A 23,328-nucleotide genomic window follows, 5' to 3' on the forward strand; every position below is an offset into this window, starting at 1 on the left:
CCGCCTGTATTGGCGTTATGATAGCCTGTTCTAAGCCGGGCGAGGTGGATACCGGTCAGAATTTTGACCGGAAGGCGATGCTGCAGCAGTACGCCGATAACCTGATCCGCCCGGCCTACGCCGACCTACAGGCAAAGGTGAACGTCTTGAATACGGCGGCTGCCACCTTCTCCGGATCACCAACGGCGGCTAACCTGACGGCGCTGCAAACTGCCTGGACGGAGGCTTACACCGCCTGGCAATTTGCCAATGCTTATAATTTTGGACCGGCCGGAGAAGAAGGGGTGCGGAAAGGCCTGATTGAGGAGGTCGGCACGTTTCCGACCAGCACAGCTAAGGTTGAAGCTACCATAACCACCAACAACGCCAACTTCAATGATTTCAACCGGGATGCCCGTGGTTTGCCGGCGGTGGAGTATCTGATCTTTAGCCCGCAGGGCAATAATACACAGATCGTGACCAGCTTCCAGTCGGCGAGCCGCCGTAATTTTCTGACGGCCGCTACCGCCGACATTAAGAAGCGGGTAGACGAGGTGGTAACCGGTTGGAGCACTTATTCCGGCAATTTTGTGAACCGCAACGGTACCGATGCCGGGAGTGCTACCTCGGAGCTTTATAATGAGTTTATCCGGAGTTACGAGGCCATCAAAAATTTTAAGATTGCGCTGCCGCTGGGTAAGCGTCCGGGGCAAACCGCTGCCGAACCAACCCGCGCCGAAGGCTACTACAGCAGCCAGTCACTGACGTTCATCAAGGCTCACCTGACAGCCATTGAAAACATCTGGTACGGCCGCGCCCGCGACGGTAAAGATGGCGTTGGCTTTAAAGAATACCTGGAAAATGTAGAGGGTGGTCAGGCGCTGGTAGCGTCTGCGGAGGCTCAACTGGGTAACGTTCGTAAAGCACTGAACGCGCTGCCGGAGAATGTGCCGCTGAGTCAGCAGATCCAGACCAACCCGGCCGCCGTCGAAAACGTCCTGAACGAGTTTCAGAAGCTAACCCGCTTTTTCAAAAGCGATATGTCGTCGCTGCTGGGCATTGCCATCACGTTCGCCAGCGGAGATGGGGATTAGATTATTGAGTCATTGAGTGATAGAATGATTGAGTGAATGGTAAGTGTAAGCAACAACAATGTGCAAGTGGTAGCGCCTAAGGAGGAGAAGCGTTTTTCATTTCACTCAATCACTCAATCATTCTATCACTCAACCTCTATTGCTCCCCTCATCACCTTTCGCATCCTGTTTGGGGTGATGATGGTGATCAGTACGGCGCGGTTTATCGGGCTGGGCTGGATTGACGATCACTATATTCAGCCGACGCTGCATTTCAAGTACTTTGGTTTTGCGTGGGTAGAGCCCCTGTCGCCCGTAGGAATGTATATCGTTCACGGGCTGATGCTGGCGGGGGCCCTGGGCATTATGCTGGGGGCGTTTTACCGGCTCTCGGCGGCTACGTTCTTCCTGACGTTCACCTACTGCGAACTCATTGATATTACCTATTACCTCAATCATTACTACTTCGTCAGCGTCGTCAGCTTTCTGCTCATCTGGCTGCCGGCCAACCGGGCGGTATCGGTCGATGTTCGCCGGAATCCGGCCCTGCTCCGAACAGAGGTGCCGCAGTGGACAATCTGGCTCATTCAGTTCCAACTGGCGCTGGTGTACATCTACGCCGGCCTGGCCAAGCTCCGCTACGACTGGCTCATCAACGCCCTCCCGCTGAAAGTCTGGTTACCCGCCAACGACACCATTCCGGTGCTGGGACCGCTGTTTGCAAATGCCTGGATGCCGTATATTTTCAGTTGGGCCGGGATGCTATACGATACCTTCATTGTCTTTTTTCTGATCTGGCCCAAAAGCCGGCCGCTGGCGTATGCCACCGTGGTCGTCTTCCACGTGCTGACGGGCATTCTGTTCCAGATCGGTGTCTTCCCGCTGGTGATGATTGCCAGCACGCCCATTTTCTTTTCGGTGCAGTGGCATGAGCGGGTTTTGGGATTTGGAAAGATAACTCAGGGCGTCCGCAGCTGGAAACCTGCTATACCTAAATTCATCACTACCTGCGCATTACTCTGTTTTGTCGTATTCCAGCTCCTGTTTCCCTGGCGGTACCTGCTGTACCCCGGCGATTTGTTCTGGACCGAAGAAGGCTACCGCTTTGGCTGGCGGGTAATGCTGATGGAGAAAGCGGGTACGGCTACGTTTTATGTGAAAGATAGCCGCACGGGCCGGGAGGGTATTGTCGACAACAGCGAGTTTCTGAACGATCACCAGGAGAAACAAATGGCCATGCAGCCGGACCTCATTCTTCAGTTTGCTCACTACCTGGCCGATTACTACCAAAAGCAGGGCGTACACGATCCACAGGTACGTGCCGAAGTGTACGTAACGCTCAACGCCCGGCCCAGCCGCCTGCTGATCGATCCTACTGTGGATCTGACCAAGGTTCAGGACGGCTGGAAGCCAAAGGAGTGGATTTTGCGGCAGTAAACCGGAGTTGTATTCCGGTTAAATCCGGACCGAAGACAGCCTATCCTTTTGAAGATAAACCAGAGTACAACTCCGGTCTACTAGCGGCCAAACGTCAGCGTGGTACCTACCCGAAAACCAAGGCGCTGGTATTTGAAATCCTGCCACTGCGTAACAACCTCAACGCGAAACAGGCGGAGGATGCCATCCAGACCGTAACCCACTTCGGTGTAATTGCGGGAGGCCGGTGTGCCCAGGTAATGCACAAACAGGTTTTCTTTCAGGCCCGTCAGGCGCACGTAGGTGATCTGGGTGAGCAGGAACTTGCGAAACTCCGACAGGACGTGGGCATCCACAAACCGCTTGCCCGTGCTGTAGTCGTAGTAGGGCAGCATCCGGTAAATGGCCGTGGGATCGCCCTGCTGAAAAAAGAACTGGTTACCCTGGAAGTGCCGGAAGTCCGGGAAGTAAAGCGAGCGGTTGTTCAGGAAGCCCCCCACCCGCACATCGTAGCTGAGCCGGCTGCGGATGCCCGTCTCAAACGAATGGCTGATGCCGGCCTGCAGGAAATCGAAATCGACGTCACTGCCGCCAACACCCGAGACTCCCTTGCGATAATTGAGCAACAGCAGTGGGCTATCGTTGCGCCGGGTTACCCGCCGGCCGTTAGAGATCCGGTAAGTGGCGGCTTTCAGCCGGCCGGTAGCCACCAGGTTCAGCACTAATGCCTGGTGCGTAGGGAAAGCAGCCGGGCCAATTTCGGCGTTGTCGGGGCGGTTTGGAGTAAACGTGTATTGGTTCCAGTTGATCCAGGGTTTCAGGTTCTCGCGGTAATTAGCCAGTTCCGATCGCTGGGCGTAATCAAGGCTACCCGAGAAATTGATACGGCCGCTGAAAGGGCGGGCATCCAGCGACAGCGTGGCAAAATAGTCTTTCTGATAGAGCTTCATAAAATTCTGCTCGAAGAGCAGCGTCGTCAGCGTGTTCAGCGCAGGACTAATCGGTGAATTGGGATTAAACTGGTAGACATACCGCCCTCCCGACAGTCGCAGGTTCGTCCGGTTGTGCCGGTACTGCGCGGTAGCGTAGCCGACAAACTGCTGGCGGCCGAACTGGTACCGCGCAATGGGATGAAGGCTGATTTCGTCGGTTTTCTTCTGATTCAGATAATGAGTCAGCTTCAGGCCGCCTTCTACGGTATAGCCTTCCACCGTATTGTAGCCAAGGCTGCTTACCAGATCATCCCAGGTCAGTGTGGTTCGCTTGTTCAGGCTCCAGGTATTACCGGTGATCAGCTGAGCCGGCTGAAAGGTACGGGAATTCGTAGCCTTTTTTGTGCTGTCTTTCTGGACTTTTACCTCCCGGGTAATCTTGATACTGTCGCTGCGCACGTAACTTTTCGACTCGGCCGATGTGAGCGGAATGGTACGGAGAGAATCCCAGAAGGCCACATTGCGCCGGACCGCCAGGGAGTCGACAATCGTGGAATCATTGCGGGTAACCGCTACTGGTTCCTTATTTTCCTTGCGTTCTTTCCGCTCCTGCTTCTCGTATTCTTTGATAAGTTGCTTGAGGTTTTTGGTCGAATACTCCTTCTGCTTGGCCACCATATCTTCCAGCTTTTGCCCTTTAATATCCCGGTTGCTAAGCTGGGTAGCCGGCTTTTCTTTCTTCTCGTCGATAACCTGAATCTCCTCCACAAAGGCGGGATTTACCTTCAGTTCGTTAAATGTCTGGTTAATGATAAACTGGCCATTACCGCCTACCCCGAAGATTTTCCCCCGGACGTCGAACCGCTGATTCACCGGCATCCATACCCCCTGAACCGGGCTGTACAAATGACGGATGTTAACCGTCAGACCTTCGAAGCCAATGGTTTCCAGTTGCAGGCTGTGGATCGCCCAGGTACCTTCAATAATGTAGATAACACCCCGGAAAACGCCTTCGCCGTAGGAGCGGGGAATTACCTTGATCTTGTTGATGTCGACGCCCTGCTCCCGGTAGGTGCCTTCGTATTCAAACTTGTAGTAGGCAAATGCCTTTGGCGATAGCGGAGAAACCGTTTTGGCTACTTCGGGACGATAAAAGCTGGTGAGAAAATACTGGTTCACTGACATATCCTCGCCCACGGAATTTCGGGTGGCAATTACCCGCTGACGGTAGGTATTCGGCTGCTGAAACGTCACCTCCGACACCGTTTCGTTCAGCATCGGTACGCCCTTCTTGAAGTTGGCTTCTTTCTCGGCTTCCTTCAGTTGCTTTTTGTACAGGAACTCCATAGGCAGGTCGGTAATCGTCACCGATACTTTGGAGTAAGCGCGGGCTTTGTAGCTCAGCACCTGGAGTTGGTGGATTTTTGCTTTAGCAATGGCCCGGCGCATGATGCTGTAGGCGGCATCTTCCTGGTTGGAGCCGACTTTGACTTCGTTCAGGTTAAACGCCTGCTCTTCCAGCGATACATTAATCTCGGTAAAGCCGCTGCCGACCGCTACCTCTCGCTGTATGGTTTTGAAGCCCAGGTATTGAAAGATAATCTGGTAAGTGCCTGGTTTCAGCGCCAGTTCAAAACGCCCTTCAGCATTCGCCATGGTACCCGTCGACGTACCACGGGCAATCACGGCTGCGTAAGGCAGTGGTTCGCCTTTGGTCGTTTGTATCGTTCCCCGAATGCCCTGGCTGAGGGCTAGTGCAGGTACAAGTAAAGTTAGCAGCAGGATAAAGTGTAGTTTCATAAATGGGGATAGATAGTCGTTAGCCGCTAGTCAAAAGTAGGCTCAGGTATGAGCTCTATCGAATAACGACTATCAGCTAATGACTATTGACTGACCGGAAGACAAATATAAGCTTTGTGTACCAGATGCAGGAATGGAGCTAGAGGTTGCATTGCAGTCATAAGATAAAAAGCCCTCATCAGGGTAGGAGAGGGCTTTTTATCTTATGCGTTATCTGCTGGCTTAACCAGCCGGTTAATACAGGTCAGGTCTTCAAACGCAACCGTTAATCGCTTGACCATTAGCTCGCGAATTATAGACAAAAGTTGGAGTCTTCTATAAATCCGGTATAATTTATTGGATTATGTGACGGTGCGCCCTTGCGATGCTCCTAAGCACAGCCGCCGGTACGCCCTGGTCCGGCATTCCGGGGACGTTCGGCCAGTATGGTTAGCGGCCGTTGCCGCTCTGCAGAATCTTTAAAATTAAGTCTACTTTGTGACTTAGTCCGTTTTGGTCTGTCTTCAGGCTGGATATATCTTCTTGTAGCGCAGTAACGGTTTGTTCTAATCGGTGTAAACCACTGACGTTTTGTTCCAATCGGGCCTGTCCGGTTTTTAGCTCAGCAACCTCCCCCAGCAGGAACTGAACATTATCACTTTGCCTGGTCACCGCGTCTGCCACCTGGCTAACAGCTATCACAACCTGTCGGTTTTGGGCGGCTACCCGGTCTAGTTGAGCTGATACTTCAGCTACTAAAGGTTCCAATTGATCAAGTCGTTTCTCCCCGGTGTCATGAGCAAATATAATCAAGATTCTGCTTAGTGTTTATTGCTTCTCTGTATAGCAAAGAAAAAGCCCTCTTCCCAGACAGGAGAGGGCTTTTCATTTTATGCGTTAGCTGTAATTACGCCAGCCGGTTAATGCAGTTCAGGTCTTCAAACGCAACCGTTAGCCGCTTCACCACACTTTCTTCAGCTTTGCGCAGCCAGACGCGGGGATCGTAGTATTTCTTGTTCGGCGAATCGGGACCTTCGGGGTTGCCCAACTGGCCTTGCAGGTAATCTTTCTTCGACTCGTAGTAGCCTTTGATGCCTTCCCAGGTAGCCCACTGGATGTCGGTATCAATGTTCATCTTGATAGCACCGTACCGGATGGCTTCGCGGATTTCTTCGCGGGTTGAACCTGAACCGCCGTGGAAGACGAAGTTGACAGGCAGCGGACTAGTACCGAATTTTTCCTGAATGTAATCCTGCGAGTTTTTCAGGATGATCGGCGACAGCTTCACATTACCTGGCTTATATACACCGTGTACGTTACCAAAGGCAGCCGCAATGGTAAAGTTCGGCGAGATTTTGTTCAGCTCTTCGTAGGCGTAGGCTACCTCCGACGGCTGGGTGTACAGCTTGGAATCATCCACGCCGGTATTATCCACGCCGTCTTCTTCGCCACCGGTTACACCGAGTTCGATCTCCAGCGTCATGCCCATTTTAGCCATACGCTCAAAGTACCGGCAACTGATTTCAATGTTTTCTTCGATGGGCTCCTCAGACAGGTCAAGCATGTGTGAGCTATAGAGAGGCTTTCCGTACTGGTCAAAATGGCGCTCACTGGCTTCCAGCAGACCATCGATCCACGGCAGCAGTTTCTTGGCGCAGTGGTCGGTGTGCAGAATAACCGGGATACCATACAGTTCGGCAACGTTATGGATGTGAAGCGCCCCCGAAATAGACCCGGCAATGGCCGCCTGCTGCTTATCGTTGGGCAGGCTTTTGCCCGCGTAGAAGATGCCTCCGCCGTTGGAAAACTGAATGATTACGGGTGAATTGACGGCTTTGGCCGTTTCGAGTACCGCGTTGACAGAATTGGTACCGACGACGTTTACGGCCGGCAGGGCGTAGTCGTTTTCGTTGGCATGACGGAAGATTTCAGAGACACCATCGCCCGTAACGACGCCTGGTTTGAATCGGGTTGCTACCTCACTCATTGTCAGGACAGAATTGGGTTAACAAAACAGTTTTAGATAAAAAGAAGAAAAAGTTCGCCGGAACTCAGATGGCGGACGATTTATCTGATTACTTCGCAAAGTACAACATATTTCGCCACAAAGGTCTATAAATCGCAAAAAGTTACCAAATAGCATTCGGCCTTAGCGGCTCTTTGCCAAACAAATACTGCGTTTCATTGCTTAAACAGTCTATGAATACCACGCTCGCTGAACTACAGAACAACTTTCCCCGGTCCGGCCGTCTGGCGTGGATCAGTATCCGTCCCGTTCGGCGCGGTCCAGTGCAGGCCGTGTCAGAAGTAGACGTATCTACAGATAAAGGGCTCATTGGCGATCACTACAGCGGCCGCAGCGGCAACCGGCACGTAACCCTGATACAGGCCGAGCACCTGACCGCCGTTGCTGCGCTGACAGGCTACCCGGAGGTAGATCCCGGTTTGCTGCGTCGCAACCTCGTCGTGGCGGGCATTAACCTGCTAGCGCTGAAAAACCAGCGGTTTCAGATTGGTCCCGATGTGATTCTGGAAACCACCGGCGAGTGTCACCCCTGCTCGCGTATGGAGACTAACCTCGGCCCCGGCGGTTACAATGCCATGCGTGGCCACGGCGGGATCACGGCCAGGGTCATTCAGGGCGGTACTATTCGGCTAGGGGATGAGGTAACCGTGCAATCGCGCCAGAGTTAAACCTAATACAGTTTTACCCGTTTCGAAAGCACCGCCGAGAGCAGCATCATCACACCAACCAGTGCCAGGCCATACGCCAGCCCGTATCCCTCGGCGACAAAACCAATAATGGGCGGACCCGCCAGAAAGCCAATAAAGCTGAAGGTGGCAAACGTAGCCAGACCGGCCGCCGGACTGATACCCGGTACCCGCATGGAGGCTCCGTACAGAATAGGTGCACCCAGCGAACAGCCAGCTCCCAGCAGGGCAAAGCCCAGCAACGCCGTAGCCGGGTAAGGCAATAAAACGGCGACGGCAATACCGGCCGCTCCAATCAGACCACTAACCTGTAGCCAGCGTTTGGCACCAACCAGCGGCACCAGGGCATCGCCGGTAAAGCGGCCCAGGGTCATCGTGAGCGAGAAGCAGCCAAAGCCCAGGGCAGCTACCTGACTAGTTGCCCCCAGCGTCTCGCGCAGGTACACCGCACTCCAGTCAAAAGCCAGTCCTTCGCCCATCGCCACCGCCAGCCCGATCAGAATCATCAGCAGCAGGTCTACGTTGGGCCGGACAAACGAAGCAGTTGAATCAGTTTTCTGCGTGGGGATGTTTTGTAAAACTGGCCGTAGCGAATACGTCAGTAAGGCAATCAGGGCCGCAATGACCATAACGTGGATGTTGGGCGGAATGTGCAGCGCAATGGCTACCCCGGCAATGGCCGAGCCAAGCATACCACCCAGGCTCCACATGCCATGGCTCGACGCCATGATTTGAATACCGTCGGCCCGTTCAATATTGGTCGCGGAGGTATTCATGGCTACGTTGAGCAGGGCACTGCTGAGGCCATTAACCAACAGACCCGCCACCAGGATTGATATGTGATCGGCATTGATGGCCAGACACATACCCAGGCAAAAGATCAGGGCACCGTAAAAGCAGGCTTTAGCTTCACCAATCCGGGCGATGATCCAGCCCGTCAGCGGATTCATGATGAGCAGACCCACCGGCATAGCGAAGAGGGTTAAACCCAGCCCGGCATCTGAAAGCTGTAACTTCTGTTTGATATATGGGATGTGCGCCACCCAGCTGCCAAACAGCAGGCTGTCAGAGGCAAAGACCATACCCACCGCCCGTGCCTGAGCGTGTGTGGCGAAGGTGCTTATGTTGCGGACTAACAGATTGTCACGCCAGCGATACGTTGAGGTACTTGCATTCATACGACAAAGGTAGCAGGTAAACCGGTGTCCATGTCTCTACTTTATTTGCGATTTATAATGCTATATTTACATTATTGATCGAAAAACAAGCTTGCGCTGGTTAATATAGGACGACATAAGAATTATACCGACAACTATGAAGCTTCAGTTTGAGCGAATAGAGCCGGAGACGGGGAGTTCTTTTAAGGTGATGCACCATACTGAACCGGATCTCTGCGGAGTGTATTGGCACTACCATCCCGAACACGAGATTGTGTATATTCCGGAAGGCAGTGGCAAGTGCCACATCGGCCAGCACATATCCCGGTACGAAAATGGCTATCTGGTCTTTATCGGGCCTAATGTGCCTCACCTGAACTTTGGTCACGGAGCCGATCTATATTCGCAGGAAATGGTTGTGCAGTTACGGGAGACTTTTCTGGGAGACCATTTCCTGCACCGACCGGAGTTAGTGGCCATCCGCCGGTTGTTTGAGCGGGCCCACCGGGGGCTGTATTTTGGTGAAGAAACCCGGGAAAACGTAGGGCCGCTTCTCATGCAACTGCCCGGCTTAAATGCGTTCGACCGCATGCTGACGCTGCTGCGAATCTTTCAGGACCTTGCTACGGCTATTGATGTAACACCACTCCATGCCGACGGGATACGCTTTGATCTAAACCCTCGCGAGCAGGAACGAATTAATCGGATTTCCCGGTACGTAGAAGCGTATTACCGCCAGCCGATTAATATGCAGGAGGTAGCTGATCTGGCCAATCTGACGATACCCGCTTTCTGTCGTTACTTTAAGCGATTGACGCAGATGACATTTACTGATTTTGTCAACGAATACCGGGTGAATCAGGCCAGACGTTTGCTGAACAGTTCTCGCACCGTGGCCGATATCAGCTACGAGGTGGGCTTCAATAACCTGTCCCACTTCAACAAAACATTCCGCGCGGTAACCGGCCAGACGCCATCCGCTTACCGACACGAACTGGTATAAAACGTACCTACGGGCGGTCTGGCGTTTCGGCTAGCCCGTTTACGCTATAACCATACCCATTTTGCCTCCTCATTCTTATCTTTGTCGCTTCACAACATTCTGAAGATCTGCCTAACCACATAATGTTAATGAAGTGTAGCAAACAGACCCTGATATACCCGGCCACTATCGCAGCCTTATTGCTGGTCGGCTCCTTGTCTGCTTCGGCACAGGACGCCATGAATCAGATTCCTGCCGAAGCAAGAAATGTTGTGCAGTCCGTCAGACCTGAAGCCATCCGGGCGCATATGGGTTTTTTGGCCGATGATGCACTGGAAGGTCGCCGGCCTGGCACCCGTGGCTTTGCCCTGGCGGCTAATTACCTCCAGGCACAGTTTGAAGCCCTGGGACTGCAGCCTGCTGGTGAAAATAAAACGTACCGACAGGCTGTGCCGCTCCGCCGGGTGCAGGTGAACGAAGCGGCCAGTTCAATGGCTATCCTGCGTAAGGGGAGCGAACAAACGCTGGAGTACGGCAGGGGCTTTGTCCTTAGCCCCAACTTCGGCAAAGCTAACAGCGAAGTCATCGCACCGGTTGTCTTTGTCGGGTTCGGAATTACAGCGCCGGAACTAAGCCACGACGATTACGAGAAGATCGACGTAAAAGGAAAAATAGTTGCGTACTTCAACGGGGCTCCCACAAATTTCCCGTCCAACCAGCGAGCCTACTACAGTTCTACTTCCAAGCTGGAGAATGCAGTGGCCCACGGTGCCGTTGGGGTAATTTCCTTTAGCATTCCAACTGATCTGCGCACCCGCATGGAGGCAACGGCAACGCGGCTCCGGCAATCGCAGGGGGTAACCCGGTGGGTGGATAAGCAGGGACAGGCGCAGCGCACTAATCCGGAATTGCTGGGTGTCGCTACCGTCAGTGACTCTACCGCCCGCGCTATGTTTGCGGGAGCCAGCCGTTCGTTTGATGATGCCGTGGGCTGGGCTACGCGCAATACGCCCCAGGCATTTGCGTTGCCGGTGTCGGTGCGGATGCGTACTCAGACGACCATGGCACCCGACATCCGTGGCGAAAACGTGGTGGCAATTTTGCCCGGTACCGATCCTGTTCTGAAGAATGAATACGTAGTCCATGTGGCGCACCTGGATCACCTGGGTATTGGGAGACCGGTCAAAGGCGATTCCATCTTTAACGGGGCTCACGACAATGCGTCCGGTGTAGGCATTCTGCTGGAAACAGCCCGTCTGTATACCTCACTGCCGAATCGCCCGCGCCGGTCAATCGTATTTGTTGGTGTTACGGGTGAAGAATTGGGCCTGCTGGGATCCGATTATTTCGCCAGCAACCCGACCATGCCAGGGAGTATGGTGGCCAATTTCAGCCTGGATATGCCGTTCTTCTTCCACCCCCTGCTCGATATTGTACCCTACGGCGTCGAACATTCCAGCTTATCGCAGCCGGTGGGTATAGCCGCAGCTGCACTGGGTGTGGAGATTGCCGAAGATCCAATTCCAGAGCAGACGGTATTCATGCGCAGCGATCACTTCAGCTTTGTTCGCCAGGGTATTCCGGCGCTTTTTATTAAAAGCGGCTTCAAGACCGGCAAACCACAACTCGATGGCCGCAAAGTCAACCTCGACTGGCGCGGCACCATTTACCACTCGCCCCAGGACGACATGAACCAGCCGTTCGACTTCCAGGCGGCCGCCAAACACGTTCAGTTGCAATTCCTGACCAGTTACCTTGTAGCTCAAGCGGACGCACGTCCGGTCTGGAACAAAGGCGATTTTTTTGGTAATAAGTTCGGGAAGAAAAAAGAGGTGAAGTAGGAGAGTACTATTTAGCTTAAAGCAAATGGCCCGCACTACCTTCATGTGCAGGCCATTTGCTTTCTTAGAAGATTCTCAATCGACTTGTTGCTTCAGCCAATTCAAGGCTGCCTGGACGGTTACATCACTGGGCAGGTCCTCGTAGTTATCCGCACTTCTGACAAAGACATCCGGCTTTACTTCCTGTTCGGTATAAATGCGCTTGTGCTTGTCGGCGATGTACGAGGTGCTCAGTAGGAAGTATCCCTGGTTTTTGGCGAATAGAAAGCCTTCCGTTGCATTACAGAATCCTGCAGTCGGCTCACCAAAAAGTCGGGTATTCTTTCTCTCCTTGAAGGCAACTGCCAGAATTTCCCCTGAGCTAACAGTAGACGGGCCAATTAATACAGCAATGGGAATAGTAGGATAGGTGCCACAGGTATTCTTTACAGTAGCCAGTGGTTTTGTTCCATCTACGGGTACTCCATTCGTTAGCATAGTAGGAACAAATGTTTTTTTGTCCCGGTCAACAGTATATGTAACAATGCCATCGCCGAACAAGGAACCAACACCGGCTTGCATGGGTACGCTGTTGCCGCCGTTGTTCATGCGCAGGTCGACAATAAGTGCGCTGGGCGTTTGGCTCAGTAAGGCGCAAAGTGAGTCACGCAGGGAGTTGGCCCACTGATCAACAGCGTCCTGTTTGGTAACCTGCATGGCCGGAATTTTAAGATAGGCGACCTGATTAGCCAACATGGCTTTTTTGATACGGGGCCCTTTCAAATACTCTTTTTTTATCCCTTCACTCATTCGGTCGGACGGGTTACGCGGGGGCGGAAACCGGTGCATCCGCTCGGTATTGGCAAACATGCCGTGGTGGTCTTTTAGCTGGTCATAGGCGTAAACAAGGGCCAGAAAGACGTCGCTGTAGCTTTTGGCCGTTCTGGCTTTGTAATGAACGGAGTCTCTAATCGTTTTCCAGTCCAGGGGTTTGGCGTACAACGAGTGCTTTTGCATCAGGTATAACGCACTATCTACATACGTTTTTACCGAATCCGGGGTTTGTGCCCTCACAGTCGGCGAAAGTAGAAGATGGATAAAGAGTAGGATAGATACGGCTCTCATCGTGTTGTGGATAGATGGTTATTGGCTCCCGCAAAACTACGACAGAGCAAGGCTTACCTATTAATTCGGTTAGTAAACGGCACGCTGACAGGCTTTTATTTTGGTAGTTTAGACATGGAGCGGGCCTGAAATAGCCTATTTCCACTTCGCCCGTAACACCTCACCGGCCGCTTTGTCCTGGGGGCTGTATTGGTCGCGACGGCGGTCGGGCATGCCGGGGGGCTGGGGTGTCATGAACCATTTCCATAGAAAGCCGCCGGCAAACCAGGGCTGCGGCCAGACCGTCTCCATCAGGGCAGAATAGGCATTGGCCTGGGTTGTCGGGTTGGGGGTACAGGTGCTTTCTGACTCCCACGGTTGCCGGGCTCCGTAATCACAGGCACGGTAGCCGAATTCGGTGAACAGAATGGATTTCTGCTGTCGCTGACTGAACCGCTGGAGTTCTTTCAGATGCGTACGCCAGCCCCGGTTCAGAGCTGAAACGCTGGGTGTCTGGTCGTCGGAGAGGGGGAAGTAGGCATCAACGCCAACGTAGTCGAGTTGTTTCCAGAACGGAATTTTGTCGTAGCGGTCCCAATTGGCTGCGTACGTGAGCTTACCGTGATACACCTGCCGGACCTGATCGATGAGCCGGCTCCAGTAAGCGGGCCGGGCCACCGCAAAGCGGTCGAGCTCAGTGGTAATGCAGTACAGATCTACCTTCAGGGAATCGGCCAGTTTGGCGCATTCGAGAACGTATCTGGTGTAATCAGCTTCGAAGGTCTGCCAGTCCTCTTCGCGGGTGAACTCCAGGTCGAGATGCGAGCCACCCTGCATCCAGACATGCGGCTTCAGCATGACTTTCAGACCCTGTTGCTGCGCCATCCGGATGGTTTCTTTCACGCCGGCGGGTGTTTCGCCCCACCACTGCTGGTTGCGCCGGGTTTCGGTCCAGGGATGATAAAAATGCGCTTCTCCCTTGCGGTTGAACCCGTACGGCACAACGGCCACCCAATCGCCACCCATGGCTTTTACATCGGCCAGACTTTCCGGGCCGGTTGGCCGGGGGGGCGCTACCAGGTTTACGCCTTTCAGCTTAGGTCCGTTATGCACAAACTCCGCCGAGGTCTGGCAGGAAAAGAGTAACCAGCTTCCTAAAAGTATTGACCACCAAATGAGCATTTTCTAAGGATTATACGTTCGTATATTTGACGATACAACTTCATCAACTTTTAGGAAAATAACAATGAACCCTGCACCGATTACTACTTCGGTATTTGATTTGTTTAAAGTGGGACCGGGGCCATCCAGTTCGCACACGATTGGTCCCATGAAAGCGGCTTTCGATTTCCGGCAGCGGCTGGCTCAGTTGTCCGATGATGAACTGCAACGGACCGATGCCATTCACATCCAATTATACGGCTCGCTGAGCGCCACCGGCAAAGGGCACGGCACCGACCGCGCTATTGTAGCCGGCTTGCTCGGCTGGCAACCCGAAACGTCGGACCCCGACGAACTGCTACGGCTGCTCAAAGATCCAACGGTGACCTACCCGGTTCAGGTTCGGGACCGGGTGTTTTGTGTACGGCCGGAGCATATTTATTTTAACAGAAAACGCTACGAGTCGCCCTACGCCAACACCATGGTGCTGCAACTGACCGGTGCTCAGGGGGTGATTACGGAGGAGGAATATTATTCCATCGGTGGCGGCTTCATCCTCCGAAAGGGTGAGCCTGCGGAGTCGGAGACCTCCCGGTCAATTAACCTGCCTTACCCTTACAGCAGCATGAACGAGCTGAAGGCGCAACTGAAGCAGAACAAATTAGAGTTGGCAGAGCTGATGCTGGCCAACGAGATGGCGGTTACCGGCCAATCCCGCAAAGAAATCAACCAGCGCATTGATGATAGTCTGGAGTTTATGCACAAGGCGGTCCGGCGGGGTCTGCGGCATAAAGGGGTGCTGCCTGGTTCCATCAAACTGCACCGCAAAGCACCGGTTTTGTATAAGCAGGCGCGGGGGTTAGCGCAGTCATCAGACAGTTTTCTGATTTTTCTAAACGCCTACTGTCTGGCGGCTTCGGAAGAAAATGCGGCCGGTGGTATTGTGGTAACGGCACCGACATCAGGCGCTTCGGGGGTGATCCCGGGTCTGACCTATCTGGCCAAGCATCATTTCCACTACGATAAAACAACCCTGCGCAATGGTATGCTGGCAGCAGCGGCCGTAGGTTTTCTGGTGAAGCACAATGCCAGTATCTCCGGTGCCGAAATGGGCTGCATGGGCGAAATCGGAACAGCATCGGCCATGGGAGCCGCTTTTCTGACCTATGCCGCCGGTCATAAAATTGACGCCGTTGAATCGGCGGCTGAAATTGGAATCGAACACCACCTGGGTATGACCTGCGATCCCATCGGCGGCTACGTGCAGATTCCCTGCATCGAGCGCAACGCCATGGGCGCCGTGAAAGCTTATAACGCTTTTCTGCTGGCTACGTCGGGCACGCCCTCGTTTCAGAAGATATCGCTGGATTCAGTCATTAAAGTGATGAAAGCGACCGGCCGCGATATGTCGACCAAATACAAGGAAACCTCGGAAGCCGGATTGGCTTTGAGTGCAACGGAGTGTTAGAAAGGGTAATTTAGGCGGGTAGGTGACTTTTGTTTTTGTAGTTTTTGTCATTCTGTCGCTTTGTCATCCCGACGATAGGAGGGATCTTAGTCGTAAGCCACTACTGAGATCCCTCCTGCGTCGGGATGACAAAAACAGCCTAACCCCTCCAACCCTCCATGAAAACCCTGTTACTAATCACCGGCATTACCCTGCTGACCAGCATTACCTATCAACCAGCGCCCCCGGTTCGCTTCACCCGCTATTTTGTAGCCGCCGAAAGTTATGAATCCGTTGGGGTGGTGGATGTCAACAAAGACGGTCGCCCTGACCTGGTTTCCGGTGATTTCTGGTACGAGAATGCTGCCGACCCGAAAGCGTTGTTCCGCAAACGTCACCTCATTGGTAACCAGAAGCGCTTTGACCAGTATTACGACGACTTCTCCACCATACCGCTGGATGTGAACAAAGACGGAAACATTGATGTCCTTACCGGCGGCTGGTTTGGCGCTACCTTACGCTGGCTGGAGAATCCCGGTCCGGGTAAGGAAAAGCAGTGGACCATTCATGACATCGGCAATGTTGGCAATGTCGAAACGGTACGGGCGTGGGATGTAGACGGTGACGGCATCATCGAAATTGTGCCTAACAACCCGAACCACCCATTGAAGTATTTCAAGCTCGGACAGAATAGTACCTTCAGCCAGATCAATGTGGCTCCTACGCAAGGTCATGGTTTAGGCTTTGGCGATGTCAACGACGACGGCAAGGGTGATTTTATCGTCAGCGATGGCTGGCTCGAAGCGCCCAACTGGACATTACACAAAGAGTTTGCGCTGGGTACAGCCAGCGTTCCCATTCTGGTCGTCGATGTCAACGGCGATAAGAAGAGCGACATGATTGTCGGACAGGGGCATGGCTACGGCCTGCACTGGTACGAGCAGACGCTGGACGAGCAGGGCAGACGGAGCTGGAAGAAGAACACCATTGACGACAAAAATTCCCAATACCACGTGATGGAGTGGGCCGATATCACCGGCGACGGCAAACCGGAGCTCATCACCGGCAAGCGTTACCGCGCCCACAACGACAATGACCCTGGGGCCTACGATCATGTAGGACTCTATTACTTCACCTGGAACGGCAAAACCTTCGAAAAGCACACCATTTCCTACGGTCAGCCTGGCGTTGGCAAAGGTACCGGCATCTATTTCGCTCTCGCCGACCTCCGCGGCACCGGTCGACCCGACATTATTGTTGCCGGCAAGGATGGGCTGGAGATTTTCTTCAACGAAGGAGCAGGTAGGTAGCAAGCAGTGAGCAAACTGCCCACTGCCTACTTGAGTTCTCCCGGTACCACCACTACCTCTTTCCGCAGGTTCTGATGGAGTACGGAAATGGGAAGCCGCTGGCCGATGGTGTCTTCAGTAAGTAGCCGGTGCAGGTCATCGACGGTGGCGACGGGTTGGTTGTTGAAACCGACTATAATATCGCCGGGCTGGAGTTCGGTATTGTAGGCAATGCCGTCGGGCTCCAGGCTGGCAATCAGGACGCCGGTTTTGGCGTTCAATTGGTTGTATTGCTTGATGCGCTCGGTCAGGTTGATGAGTTGGCCCGCAATACCCAGATACCCCCGGCGAACGCGGCCATGCATGATCAGCTTGCCGGCAACCAGAGCCGTCAGGTTAGACGATACGGCAAAGCAGATACCCTGCGCGGGCAAGATAACAGCCGTATTGACACCAATTACATCGCCGTGCGAGTTAACCAGCGGTCCACCCGAGTTGCCGGGATTCAGCGAAGCATCTGTCTGAATGACATCGTCAATCATCCGGCCCGACTCTGAGCGGAGGGTGCGCCCCAGGGCGCTCACTACCCCTGCCGTCAGCGAATACTGAAAACCAAAAGGGTTACCAACGGCAATGGCAATCTGACCGACCTGCACCTGCTTGGAATCGGCAAAGCGGATGCCCCGTAGACCCTCACCATAGATCTTGATAACGGCAATGTCGGTAGCCGCATCACGCCCAACGAGTGTGGCATCAAGCTCCCGGCCGTCGGGGAGGGCAACCTCTATTTTATTGGCATCGGCTACGACATGGTTGTTGGTAATGACGTAGCCATCGCTGGAGATGATAAAGCCCGAGCCGGTGCCTTCGTCACCCCGGCCGCGTCGGCGGGGATTATCGGGCTGACCGCTTGCTTTCCGGCCGCTGACCTTAATCTGCACCACCGACGGGCTCACTTTTTTGGCTACATTTACAACGGTATTGGAATAGGCATCCAGCAACGGAGCATCCTCCTCGGCCTGTCCGAACGAGTTCGACGGCGTATCGGCGAACGAAATAAACTGGGTTTCCATAACAGAGATTGGTCTTAGTACATGATTAGAGTCATACGCCAAAGGCCGTACCAGACTTGCCATGTTTTAGTAAGCGGTTGTCCATCAGTCACTTTGGCAGGTATTTACGTTCCGCCAGCTATCAGATCGCTAAAACCATTCCTATTCCGGTTAAATCGTCCTGAAGACTATGACGTTTGAAGAGTACCTGATACAAAAGAAAATCGACAGATCCCAGTTTCAGGCCGCAGAGCCTGAGGTGTATAGCGAGTGGAAAATCCTCTTTGAACAGATGCATCCGGAGAGTTTCACTACGCACAAGAAGTTTTTAATCAATAAAATACGGCGTAAATACCTGCTGCGCGATTCTTGATTTTTATCTCAAATAAACGCCAGTTAAATGTTAGTTAAATAATTGATTAGTAGTTTTTTGTATGAACGGAGGAGTTTAGTTTTGTCATGTATTAATTGCCAAACACAAAACCCTCAAAACTATGACTGTTGTAGTTGCCGAATTGAAAGGTATCACTGAAGCTATCCTGGCGTCTTTAAAAGCTCAGGGAATTGACAATAGTGCTGAACTGCTCGAAGCAGGTAAAACAACAAAAGGTCGTAAAACGCTGGCTGAGACCGCCGGTGTGCCGACCAGCGATATTCTTGAACTGGTAAACCGCGCCGATCTGGCTCGTGTCAAAGGCGTTGGGCGTGTATACGCCGATCTGCTGGAAGAAGCTGGTGTGGATACCGTGAAGGAACTGGCTCGTCGTTCGCCGGCTAACCTGCACGCCAAAATTGAGGAAATAAACAGTGCCAAGCAGTTGGCCCAGCGTATTCCTACGTTAGGTCAGGTTGAGGATTTTGTGGCGCAGGCCAAAGAACTGCCGGGTATGGTGGAGTATTAATTCAAATAGAAGTATATAAGCAAAGAGCCGGTAGCTGCACAGTTACCGGCTCTTTGTTTTTTGCCGCTCAGGAGGAAGCAAGGCCCTGTCGCTGACTGGGCTGCACCAGATAAGTTCGGAGTCGTTCTTCCAGTTCGGCAATACCCAGGTTATACTGGAGTTCGCCGTTAACGGCCAATGAAACCCGGCCGGTTTCTTCCGAGATAGCAATAACTGTCGCATCGGTAACCTCGCTCATGCCCAGGGCGGCCCGGTGACGGAAACCCAGCGAGGCCGGCAAATTATCATCATCAGAGACCGGCAAAATACAGCGGGCCGCCCGGATACGGCCGTCGTTGATGATGACGGCACCGTCATGAAGCGGACTGTACTGGCTGAAAATAGCCAGCAGCAGCGGTTTCGATATTTCCGCGTCAATGATCTGCCCCGATTCAACATACTTCACCAGCTCATCATTTTTGCTGATTACGATCAGCCCACCGGCAAACTCGGCGGCCAGGGTTTTGCAGGCATCTACGATGGGTTTGAGGGCCGCAGCCTGATCAACGTCACTGGATTGTTTCAGCAGCCAGCGCCGGAACCACTTGTTGTTGGCAAAGCTGGTCGATTTACCAATTAGTAACAAAAAACGCCTGATCTCCTGCTGAAAAATGATGATCAGGGCCAGGGCACCTACACTGATGAAATATTCCAGGATGGTTGTCAGCAGGCTTAAACCTAACGCTTTAACGGTCAGGTAAAATAAGTAAACCAGCAGATACCCGACAAATACCCGGCTGGCCACACTACCCCGCACGAGGTTATAAATCTGGTACAGCAGAATGGCAACGATAAGTATGTCGAGGAGGTCGATCCAGCCAACCTCCAGAAAGCCGATACGAAGAGCAAACATTCAGAAATGCATTAAGGGTAATTCAGGTGGCAGTTTAGGAAATAAAATCAATACTGCCAATCATTTATGTCTATGTGCAGACCTTCACTTGCTAACGACGTTTGTGGGAAAATCTGACGAGCTTCTTTCAAAAATGCCTGAAAGTTTTTGTATCGGGACGAAAAGTGCCCGATCAGCAGATGCCTGACTTCGGCGCGGGCGGCAATGGTAGCTGCCTGCCGGGCGGTAGCGTGAAAGACCTCAAAGGCACGTTTGGCGTTGTCTTCCAGAAAGGTAGCCTCGTGGTATAGCAGGTCTACGTGCCTGACCAGGTTAATCAGCCGTTCGTTGTAGCGGGTATCTGAGCAGAAGGCGTAGGAGCGGGGTGGCGGACCGGGCGTGGTGTAATCCTCAGCGGCATAAATTACCTGGCCCTGTCCATCAATAATGTCATGCCCTTCTTTAAGTTGTTTCAGGTATTCAACGGGTACATCGGCGGGCAGTTTGTCGCGCAGCAGCTTGGGTTTTCGCGGCTTTTCGCGGAACAGGTACCCGGAGCAGGCAATGCGGTGCTCCAGCGGGATGGAGGATATGGTCAGCTCCGGCAGATCGGCCAGCACCGTTGGGTAAGCCGCATCAACCGGGTGGAAGTGGAGCGGGTAACCCAGGCGCGTATCCGAATACCGGAATATAGTGGTCAGAATATCATCAAGGCCTTTGGGGCCGTATAGATGAAGATCCTCTGTCCGGCCGGCCAGGTTGAGTGACGACAGCAACGGGGCCAGCCCAAAATAATGATCACCGTGGAGATGGCTGATGAAAATATGGTGCAGTCGGCCCGGCCGGATCTTTTGCTCGAGCAGGCGGTATTGAGTACCTTCTCCGCAGTCGATCAGGTAGTATTCGTTGTTATGAGTAAGAAGGTGAGCCGTAGGGTGCCGCCCGAGGGTGGGCGTAGCCGAACCGGCTCCCAGAATAGTAAGCTTAAAGGTCAACGATGAAGGTCTGGTGCTTTCTGTTTCAGATATCGGCGTCTCTGCCGGGGCCAAATTCTCCGTCATACTCATCCTCTTCCTCGTTGCGGAAATCGTTCTCCAGTTCGTGCATGAACACGGCATCGATCGCTTCTTCCACCGTCGGCAGAATGGTTAGATCGGCAATATTGGCCGAGTCTAAAAAATCGATCATGTCCTCGTTCTTAGTAACCAGAACCAGGAGGCCAAGTTCCGTGGTACACTGCCGGTTTATTTTACGGAGCGAGCTTATCCCGGTCGGATCGACCGACTGTACCGGCTCTATGTCGACGATCAGGTTGCTGTAGCCTTCGCGGAACAGATTGCGGCTCAGGGTTTCGAACGATGCCGGTACGTCCCCGCCAAACTGATTATCGGTTAGTCGGATCAAGGCGTACTGTTCAGTTTTTTCAATCGTATAATTCATGGTGAAACGGTTATTGGAAATAAGTTTTCGCCAATGCCTGCCGGATATTGCCTTCGATACGGGTTAGTGGATCAACTGCGTCCGTTCGGGTAAATGAATGACCGGTTACAGTTTCGTATAACTCAATATACCGCCTTGAGATCTGACTGATCCATTCATCGGACATGGACGGAATTACCTGCCCCGCTTTGCCCTGGAAATTATTTGCTATCAGCCATTCTCTAACAAACTCTTTTGACAATTGTTTCTGCGGTAGACCGCTTTGCAGGTTCTCTTCGTAGGTATCGGCGTAGAAGTACCGGGAGGAGTCCGGCGTATGCACTTCATCGATAAGGTAGATGCGGCCGTTCAAGTTGCCAAACTCATATTTGGTATCAACCAGCAGCAGCCCGCGTGCTGCGGCCATTTGGGTACCCCGCTCAAACAACGCCAGGGCGTACTGCTCCAACTGCCTGTACTCGCTTTCGCTGACAATACCCTTCGCGATAATGTCTTCCCGCGAAATATCCTCGTCGTGCCCTTCGTGCGCTTTGGTCGTTGGGGTAATAATCGGATTGGGCAGCCGGTCGTTTTCGCGTAGGCCATCGGGGAGTGCCACCCCACAGAGTGTCCGGTGACCGTCGCGGTACTGCCGCCAGGCATGGCCTGCCAGATATCCCCGGACCACCATTTCGACGGGGTAAGGCGCACACTTCAGCCCGACGCTGACATTCGGGTCTGGTACATCGAGCAGCCAGTTGGGCACAATATCGGCCGTAGCCCGCAGGAAGTGAGCCGCCGTCTGATTCAGCACCTGGCCTTTGTAGGGAATGGGCCGGGGTAGCACTACATCAAAGGCCGAGATCCGGTCACTGGCCACCATCACCAGCAGCGGACCGCTCGGGTGATTCTCAAAAGTGTATACATCACGGACCTTGCCCCGATAAAAACCGGTCTGCCCGTCGAACTGAAAATTGGTTTGTGGAATGGTCATTTTTTTAGGTTCCAGCGGAGCGGCCCCGCTGAAACAATAATTATAACTTTTCAATAACAAGCGCCGAGGCTCCGCCCCCACCGTTGCAGATGCCGACGGCACCGTAGCGGCCGCCGTTCTGGTGCAGCACATTGGTCAGCGTGGTCACGATGCGGGCACCCGATGCGCCCAGCGGGTGACCAATTGAAACGGCACCACCGAAGACGTTAAGTTTTTCCTGTGGGATGCCCAGCACCTCGCTGAACGCCAGCGGTACGACCGCAAAGGCTTCGTTCACTTCAAAATAGTCAATCTCCTCGGCCGTCAGACCAGCCCGCTCCAGAGCCTTAGGAACGGCTTTGGTTGGGGCGGTGGTAAACCAGGCCGGCTCCTGCTCGGCATCGGCGTAGCCCAGAATGCGGGCGAGGGGTTTCAGGCCCAGTTCATCCGCCTTTTTGCGACTCATCACCACCAGCGCCGACGCTCCATCGTTGATGGTAGAAGCATTGGCGGCCGTGACGGTACCATCGGGCGTAAAGGCTGGCTTCAGCGAAGGTATTTTGTCGTAGATCACATTCTTGTATTCCTCATCTTCGCTGACAGTGGTTGGCCCCTTGCGACCCGCTACCTCTACGGGCACAATTTCGGAGCCGAACCGGCCACTCTGCGTCGCTTCTTCCGATCGCCGGTACGACTGAATGGCGTAGGCATCCTGAGCCTCACGGCTGATGTTGTATTTTTTAGCGGTAGCATCGGCAAAAACGCCCATCGCGCACTGGTCATACACATCCACGAGGCCGTCGCGGGCCAGGCCGTCAACGAGCTCACCGTTGCCATATTTATAACCAAAACGGGCTTTGGGTACGTAATAAGGAGTATTGGACATGCTCTCCATACCACCGGCTACGATGATGTCGGCGTGGCCAAGCTGAATAGCCTGGGCCGCCAGCATAATGGCCTTGGTGCCGGACGCACAGACTTTGTTGATGGTGGTGCAGGGAATCGTAACCGGCAGGCCTGCTTTCATGGACGCCTGTTTAGCGGGTGCCTGACCAACATTGGCCGATACCACATTGCCCATATACACTTCCTGTACCTGATCGGGCTGCACACCGGCCCGCTCCAGCGCACCTTTGATGGCTGCGGCCCCGAGGTCGGTGGCCGACAGCGCCGACAGAACCCCTCCGAAACTGCCGATAGGGGTACGTACGGCCGATACAATGACTACTTCGTTCATGAATCTGTATTCTGTTGTTGATG

The 23,328-nt window shown here is 53.4% G+C and carries 20 protein-coding genes; 8 read left to right on the plus strand and 12 right to left on the minus strand.

Features of this window, described 5'->3' with window-relative positions; translation table 11 throughout:
• The first annotated feature begins 17 nt into the window (after positions 1–17).
• Both ABD949_RS00330 and ABD949_RS00335 read left to right on the plus strand, forming a co-directional pair.
• Complete coding sequence (locus tag ABD949_RS00330; RefSeq protein ID WP_345239512.1) at positions 18–1,073, plus strand: imelysin family protein; 1,056 nt, start codon at positions 18–20, stop codon at positions 1,071–1,073.
• Positions 1,074–1,109: 36 nt separating this feature from the next.
• Positions 1,110–2,489 carry an HTTM domain-containing protein gene (locus tag ABD949_RS00335; protein ID WP_345239514.1) on the plus strand — a complete coding sequence of 460 codons (1,380 nt, stop codon included), beginning with the start codon at positions 1,110–1,112 and terminating at the stop codon, positions 2,487–2,489.
• An 80-nt stretch (positions 2,490–2,569) separates the two neighbouring features.
• Here the strand turns inward: ABD949_RS00335 and ABD949_RS00340 are convergent, their stop codons facing one another.
• From ABD949_RS00340 to fbaA, 3 genes are all read right to left on the minus strand, one after another.
• Positions 2,570–5,200 (minus strand): DUF5686 and carboxypeptidase regulatory-like domain-containing protein, encoded by a 2,631-nt coding sequence (locus ABD949_RS00340; protein WP_345239516.1) that lies wholly within the window; start codon positions 5,198–5,200, stop codon positions 2,570–2,572.
• A gap of 429 nt (positions 5,201–5,629) precedes the next feature.
• Positions 5,630–5,947 (minus strand): hypothetical protein, encoded by a 318-nt coding sequence (locus ABD949_RS00345; RefSeq protein ID WP_345239518.1) that lies wholly within the window; start codon positions 5,945–5,947, stop codon positions 5,630–5,632.
• Between the two features lie 139 nt (positions 5,948–6,086).
• A complete protein-coding gene (gene fbaA / locus ABD949_RS00350) occupies positions 6,087–7,166 on the minus strand; it encodes a class II fructose-bisphosphate aldolase (protein WP_345239520.1) in 1,080 nt (359 codons plus the stop codon).
• Positions 7,167–7,378: 212 nt separating this feature from the next.
• On the opposite strand from fbaA, the gene ABD949_RS00355 reads away from it, so the two are divergent.
• A complete protein-coding gene (locus ABD949_RS00355) occupies positions 7,379–7,873 on the plus strand; it encodes an MOSC domain-containing protein (RefSeq protein ID WP_345239522.1) in 495 nt (164 codons plus the stop codon).
• A 2-nt stretch (positions 7,874–7,875) separates the two neighbouring features.
• On the opposite strand, the gene ABD949_RS00360 is transcribed toward ABD949_RS00355, so the two are convergent.
• Complete coding sequence (locus ABD949_RS00360) at positions 7,876–9,069, minus strand: MFS transporter (RefSeq protein WP_345239525.1); 1,194 nt, start codon at positions 9,067–9,069, stop codon at positions 7,876–7,878.
• 136 nt (positions 9,070–9,205) lie between these two features.
• On the opposite strand from ABD949_RS00360, the gene ABD949_RS00365 reads away from it, so the two are divergent.
• Both ABD949_RS00365 and ABD949_RS00370 read left to right on the plus strand, forming a co-directional pair.
• Complete coding sequence (locus tag ABD949_RS00365) at positions 9,206–10,051, plus strand: helix-turn-helix domain-containing protein (protein ID WP_345239526.1); 846 nt, start codon at positions 9,206–9,208, stop codon at positions 10,049–10,051.
• Positions 10,052–10,179: 128 nt separating this feature from the next.
• Positions 10,180–11,871: a M28 family peptidase gene (locus ABD949_RS00370; RefSeq protein WP_345239528.1), complete on the plus strand. Its 1,692-nt coding sequence runs from the start codon at positions 10,180–10,182 to the stop codon at positions 11,869–11,871.
• Between the two features lie 75 nt (positions 11,872–11,946).
• On the opposite strand, the gene ABD949_RS00375 is transcribed toward ABD949_RS00370, so the two are convergent.
• Together ABD949_RS00375 and ABD949_RS00380 are read right to left on the minus strand one after the other, a co-directional pair.
• A complete protein-coding gene (locus tag ABD949_RS00375) occupies positions 11,947–12,924 on the minus strand; it encodes a S41 family peptidase (RefSeq protein WP_345239529.1) in 978 nt (325 codons plus the stop codon).
• 186 nt (positions 12,925–13,110) lie between these two features.
• A complete protein-coding gene (locus tag ABD949_RS00380; protein WP_345239530.1) occupies positions 13,111–14,136 on the minus strand; it encodes a glycoside hydrolase family 113 in 1,026 nt (341 codons plus the stop codon).
• 64 nt (positions 14,137–14,200) lie between these two features.
• On the opposite strand from ABD949_RS00380, the gene ABD949_RS00385 reads away from it, so the two are divergent.
• Both ABD949_RS00385 and ABD949_RS00390 read left to right on the plus strand, forming a co-directional pair.
• The gene (locus ABD949_RS00385) at positions 14,201–15,583 is read left to right on the plus strand and encodes an L-serine ammonia-lyase (RefSeq protein WP_345239532.1); all 1,383 of its coding nucleotides are present in this window, start codon (positions 14,201–14,203) and stop codon (positions 15,581–15,583) included.
• A 158-nt stretch (positions 15,584–15,741) separates the two neighbouring features.
• Positions 15,742–16,872 carry an FG-GAP repeat domain-containing protein gene (locus ABD949_RS00390; RefSeq protein WP_345239534.1) on the plus strand — a complete coding sequence of 377 codons (1,131 nt, stop codon included), beginning with the start codon at positions 15,742–15,744 and terminating at the stop codon, positions 16,870–16,872.
• A gap of 26 nt (positions 16,873–16,898) precedes the next feature.
• On the opposite strand, the gene ABD949_RS00395 is transcribed toward ABD949_RS00390, so the two are convergent.
• Entirely contained in the window at positions 16,899–17,924 is a 1,026-nt protein-coding gene (locus tag ABD949_RS00395; RefSeq protein WP_345239536.1) for a S1C family serine protease, read from the minus strand.
• 473 nt (positions 17,925–18,397) lie between these two features.
• Between ABD949_RS00395 and ABD949_RS00400 the strand changes: the two genes are divergently transcribed.
• A complete protein-coding gene (locus ABD949_RS00400; RefSeq protein WP_345239538.1) occupies positions 18,398–18,805 on the plus strand; it encodes a DUF4332 domain-containing protein in 408 nt (135 codons plus the stop codon).
• 67 nt (positions 18,806–18,872) lie between these two features.
• Here the strand turns inward: ABD949_RS00400 and cdaA are convergent, their stop codons facing one another.
• Genes cdaA through ABD949_RS00425 form a run of 5 tightly spaced genes read right to left on the minus strand, consistent with a single transcriptional unit; the run spans position 18,873 to position 23,305 of the window.
• Positions 18,873–19,697 (minus strand): diadenylate cyclase CdaA, encoded by an 825-nt coding sequence (gene cdaA, locus ABD949_RS00405; protein ID WP_345239540.1) that lies wholly within the window; start codon positions 19,695–19,697, stop codon positions 18,873–18,875.
• Positions 19,698–19,744: 47 nt separating this feature from the next.
• Positions 19,745–20,743 (minus strand): ribonuclease Z, encoded by a 999-nt coding sequence (locus ABD949_RS00410; RefSeq protein ID WP_345239542.1) that lies wholly within the window; start codon positions 20,741–20,743, stop codon positions 19,745–19,747.
• Positions 20,697–21,116, minus strand: a complete 420-nt coding sequence (locus ABD949_RS00415) for an STAS domain-containing protein (protein ID WP_345239544.1) — start codon at positions 21,114–21,116, stop codon at positions 20,697–20,699. The genes ABD949_RS00410 and ABD949_RS00415 overlap by 47 nt, the downstream gene beginning before the upstream one ends.
• 10 nt (positions 21,117–21,126) lie before the next feature.
• Positions 21,127–22,089, minus strand: coding sequence for a phosphoribosylaminoimidazolesuccinocarboxamide synthase (locus tag ABD949_RS00420; RefSeq protein WP_345239546.1), 963 nt, complete (start codon positions 22,087–22,089; stop codon positions 21,127–21,129).
• Positions 22,090–22,129: 40 nt separating this feature from the next.
• A complete protein-coding gene (locus ABD949_RS00425) occupies positions 22,130–23,305 on the minus strand; it encodes a thiolase family protein (protein ID WP_345239548.1) in 1,176 nt (391 codons plus the stop codon).
• Positions 23,306–23,328: the final 23 nt, after the last annotated feature.

Origin of the sequence: Nibrella saemangeumensis, from assembly GCF_039541915.1 — a bacterium.
Lineage (GTDB): Bacteria > Bacteroidota > Bacteroidia > Cytophagales > Spirosomataceae > Nibrella > Nibrella saemangeumensis.

Bases quoted from the DNA above. Each gene is read 5' to 3' on its own strand.
- ABD949_RS00330 (WP_345239512.1), top strand. From the start codon at position 18: ATGATAGCCTGTTCTAAGCCGGGCGAGGTGGATACCGGTCAGAATTTT.
- ABD949_RS00335 (WP_345239514.1), top strand. From the start codon at position 1,110: ATGGTAAGTGTAAGCAACAACAATGTGCAAGTGGTAGCGCCTAAGGAG.
- ABD949_RS00340 (WP_345239516.1), bottom strand. From the start codon at position 5,200: ATGAAACTACACTTTATCCTGCTGCTAACTTTACTTGTACCTGCACTA.
- fbaA (WP_345239520.1), bottom strand. From the start codon at position 7,166: ATGAGTGAGGTAGCAACCCGATTCAAACCAGGCGTCGTTACGGGCGAT.
- ABD949_RS00355 (WP_345239522.1), top strand. From the start codon at position 7,379: ATGAATACCACGCTCGCTGAACTACAGAACAACTTTCCCCGGTCCGGC.
- ABD949_RS00360 (WP_345239525.1), bottom strand. From the start codon at position 9,069: ATGAATGCAAGTACCTCAACGTATCGCTGGCGTGACAATCTGTTAGTC.
- ABD949_RS00365 (WP_345239526.1), top strand. From the start codon at position 9,206: ATGAAGCTTCAGTTTGAGCGAATAGAGCCGGAGACGGGGAGTTCTTTT.
- ABD949_RS00370 (WP_345239528.1), top strand. From the start codon at position 10,180: ATGAAGTGTAGCAAACAGACCCTGATATACCCGGCCACTATCGCAGCC.
- ABD949_RS00380 (WP_345239530.1), bottom strand. From the start codon at position 14,136: ATGCTCATTTGGTGGTCAATACTTTTAGGAAGCTGGTTACTCTTTTCC.
- ABD949_RS00385 (WP_345239532.1), top strand. From the start codon at position 14,201: ATGAACCCTGCACCGATTACTACTTCGGTATTTGATTTGTTTAAAGTG.
- ABD949_RS00390 (WP_345239534.1), top strand. From the start codon at position 15,742: ATGAAAACCCTGTTACTAATCACCGGCATTACCCTGCTGACCAGCATT.
- ABD949_RS00395 (WP_345239536.1), bottom strand. From the start codon at position 17,924: ATGGAAACCCAGTTTATTTCGTTCGCCGATACGCCGTCGAACTCGTTC.
- ABD949_RS00400 (WP_345239538.1), top strand. From the start codon at position 18,398: ATGACTGTTGTAGTTGCCGAATTGAAAGGTATCACTGAAGCTATCCTG.
- cdaA (WP_345239540.1), bottom strand. From the start codon at position 19,697: ATGTTTGCTCTTCGTATCGGCTTTCTGGAGGTTGGCTGGATCGACCTC.
- ABD949_RS00410 (WP_345239542.1), bottom strand. From the start codon at position 20,743: ATGAGTATGACGGAGAATTTGGCCCCGGCAGAGACGCCGATATCTGAA.
- ABD949_RS00415 (WP_345239544.1), bottom strand. From the start codon at position 21,116: ATGAATTATACGATTGAAAAAACTGAACAGTACGCCTTGATCCGACTA.
- ABD949_RS00420 (WP_345239546.1), bottom strand. From the start codon at position 22,089: ATGACCATTCCACAAACCAATTTTCAGTTCGACGGGCAGACCGGTTTT.
- ABD949_RS00425 (WP_345239548.1), bottom strand. From the start codon at position 23,305: ATGAACGAAGTAGTCATTGTATCGGCCGTACGTACCCCTATCGGCAGT.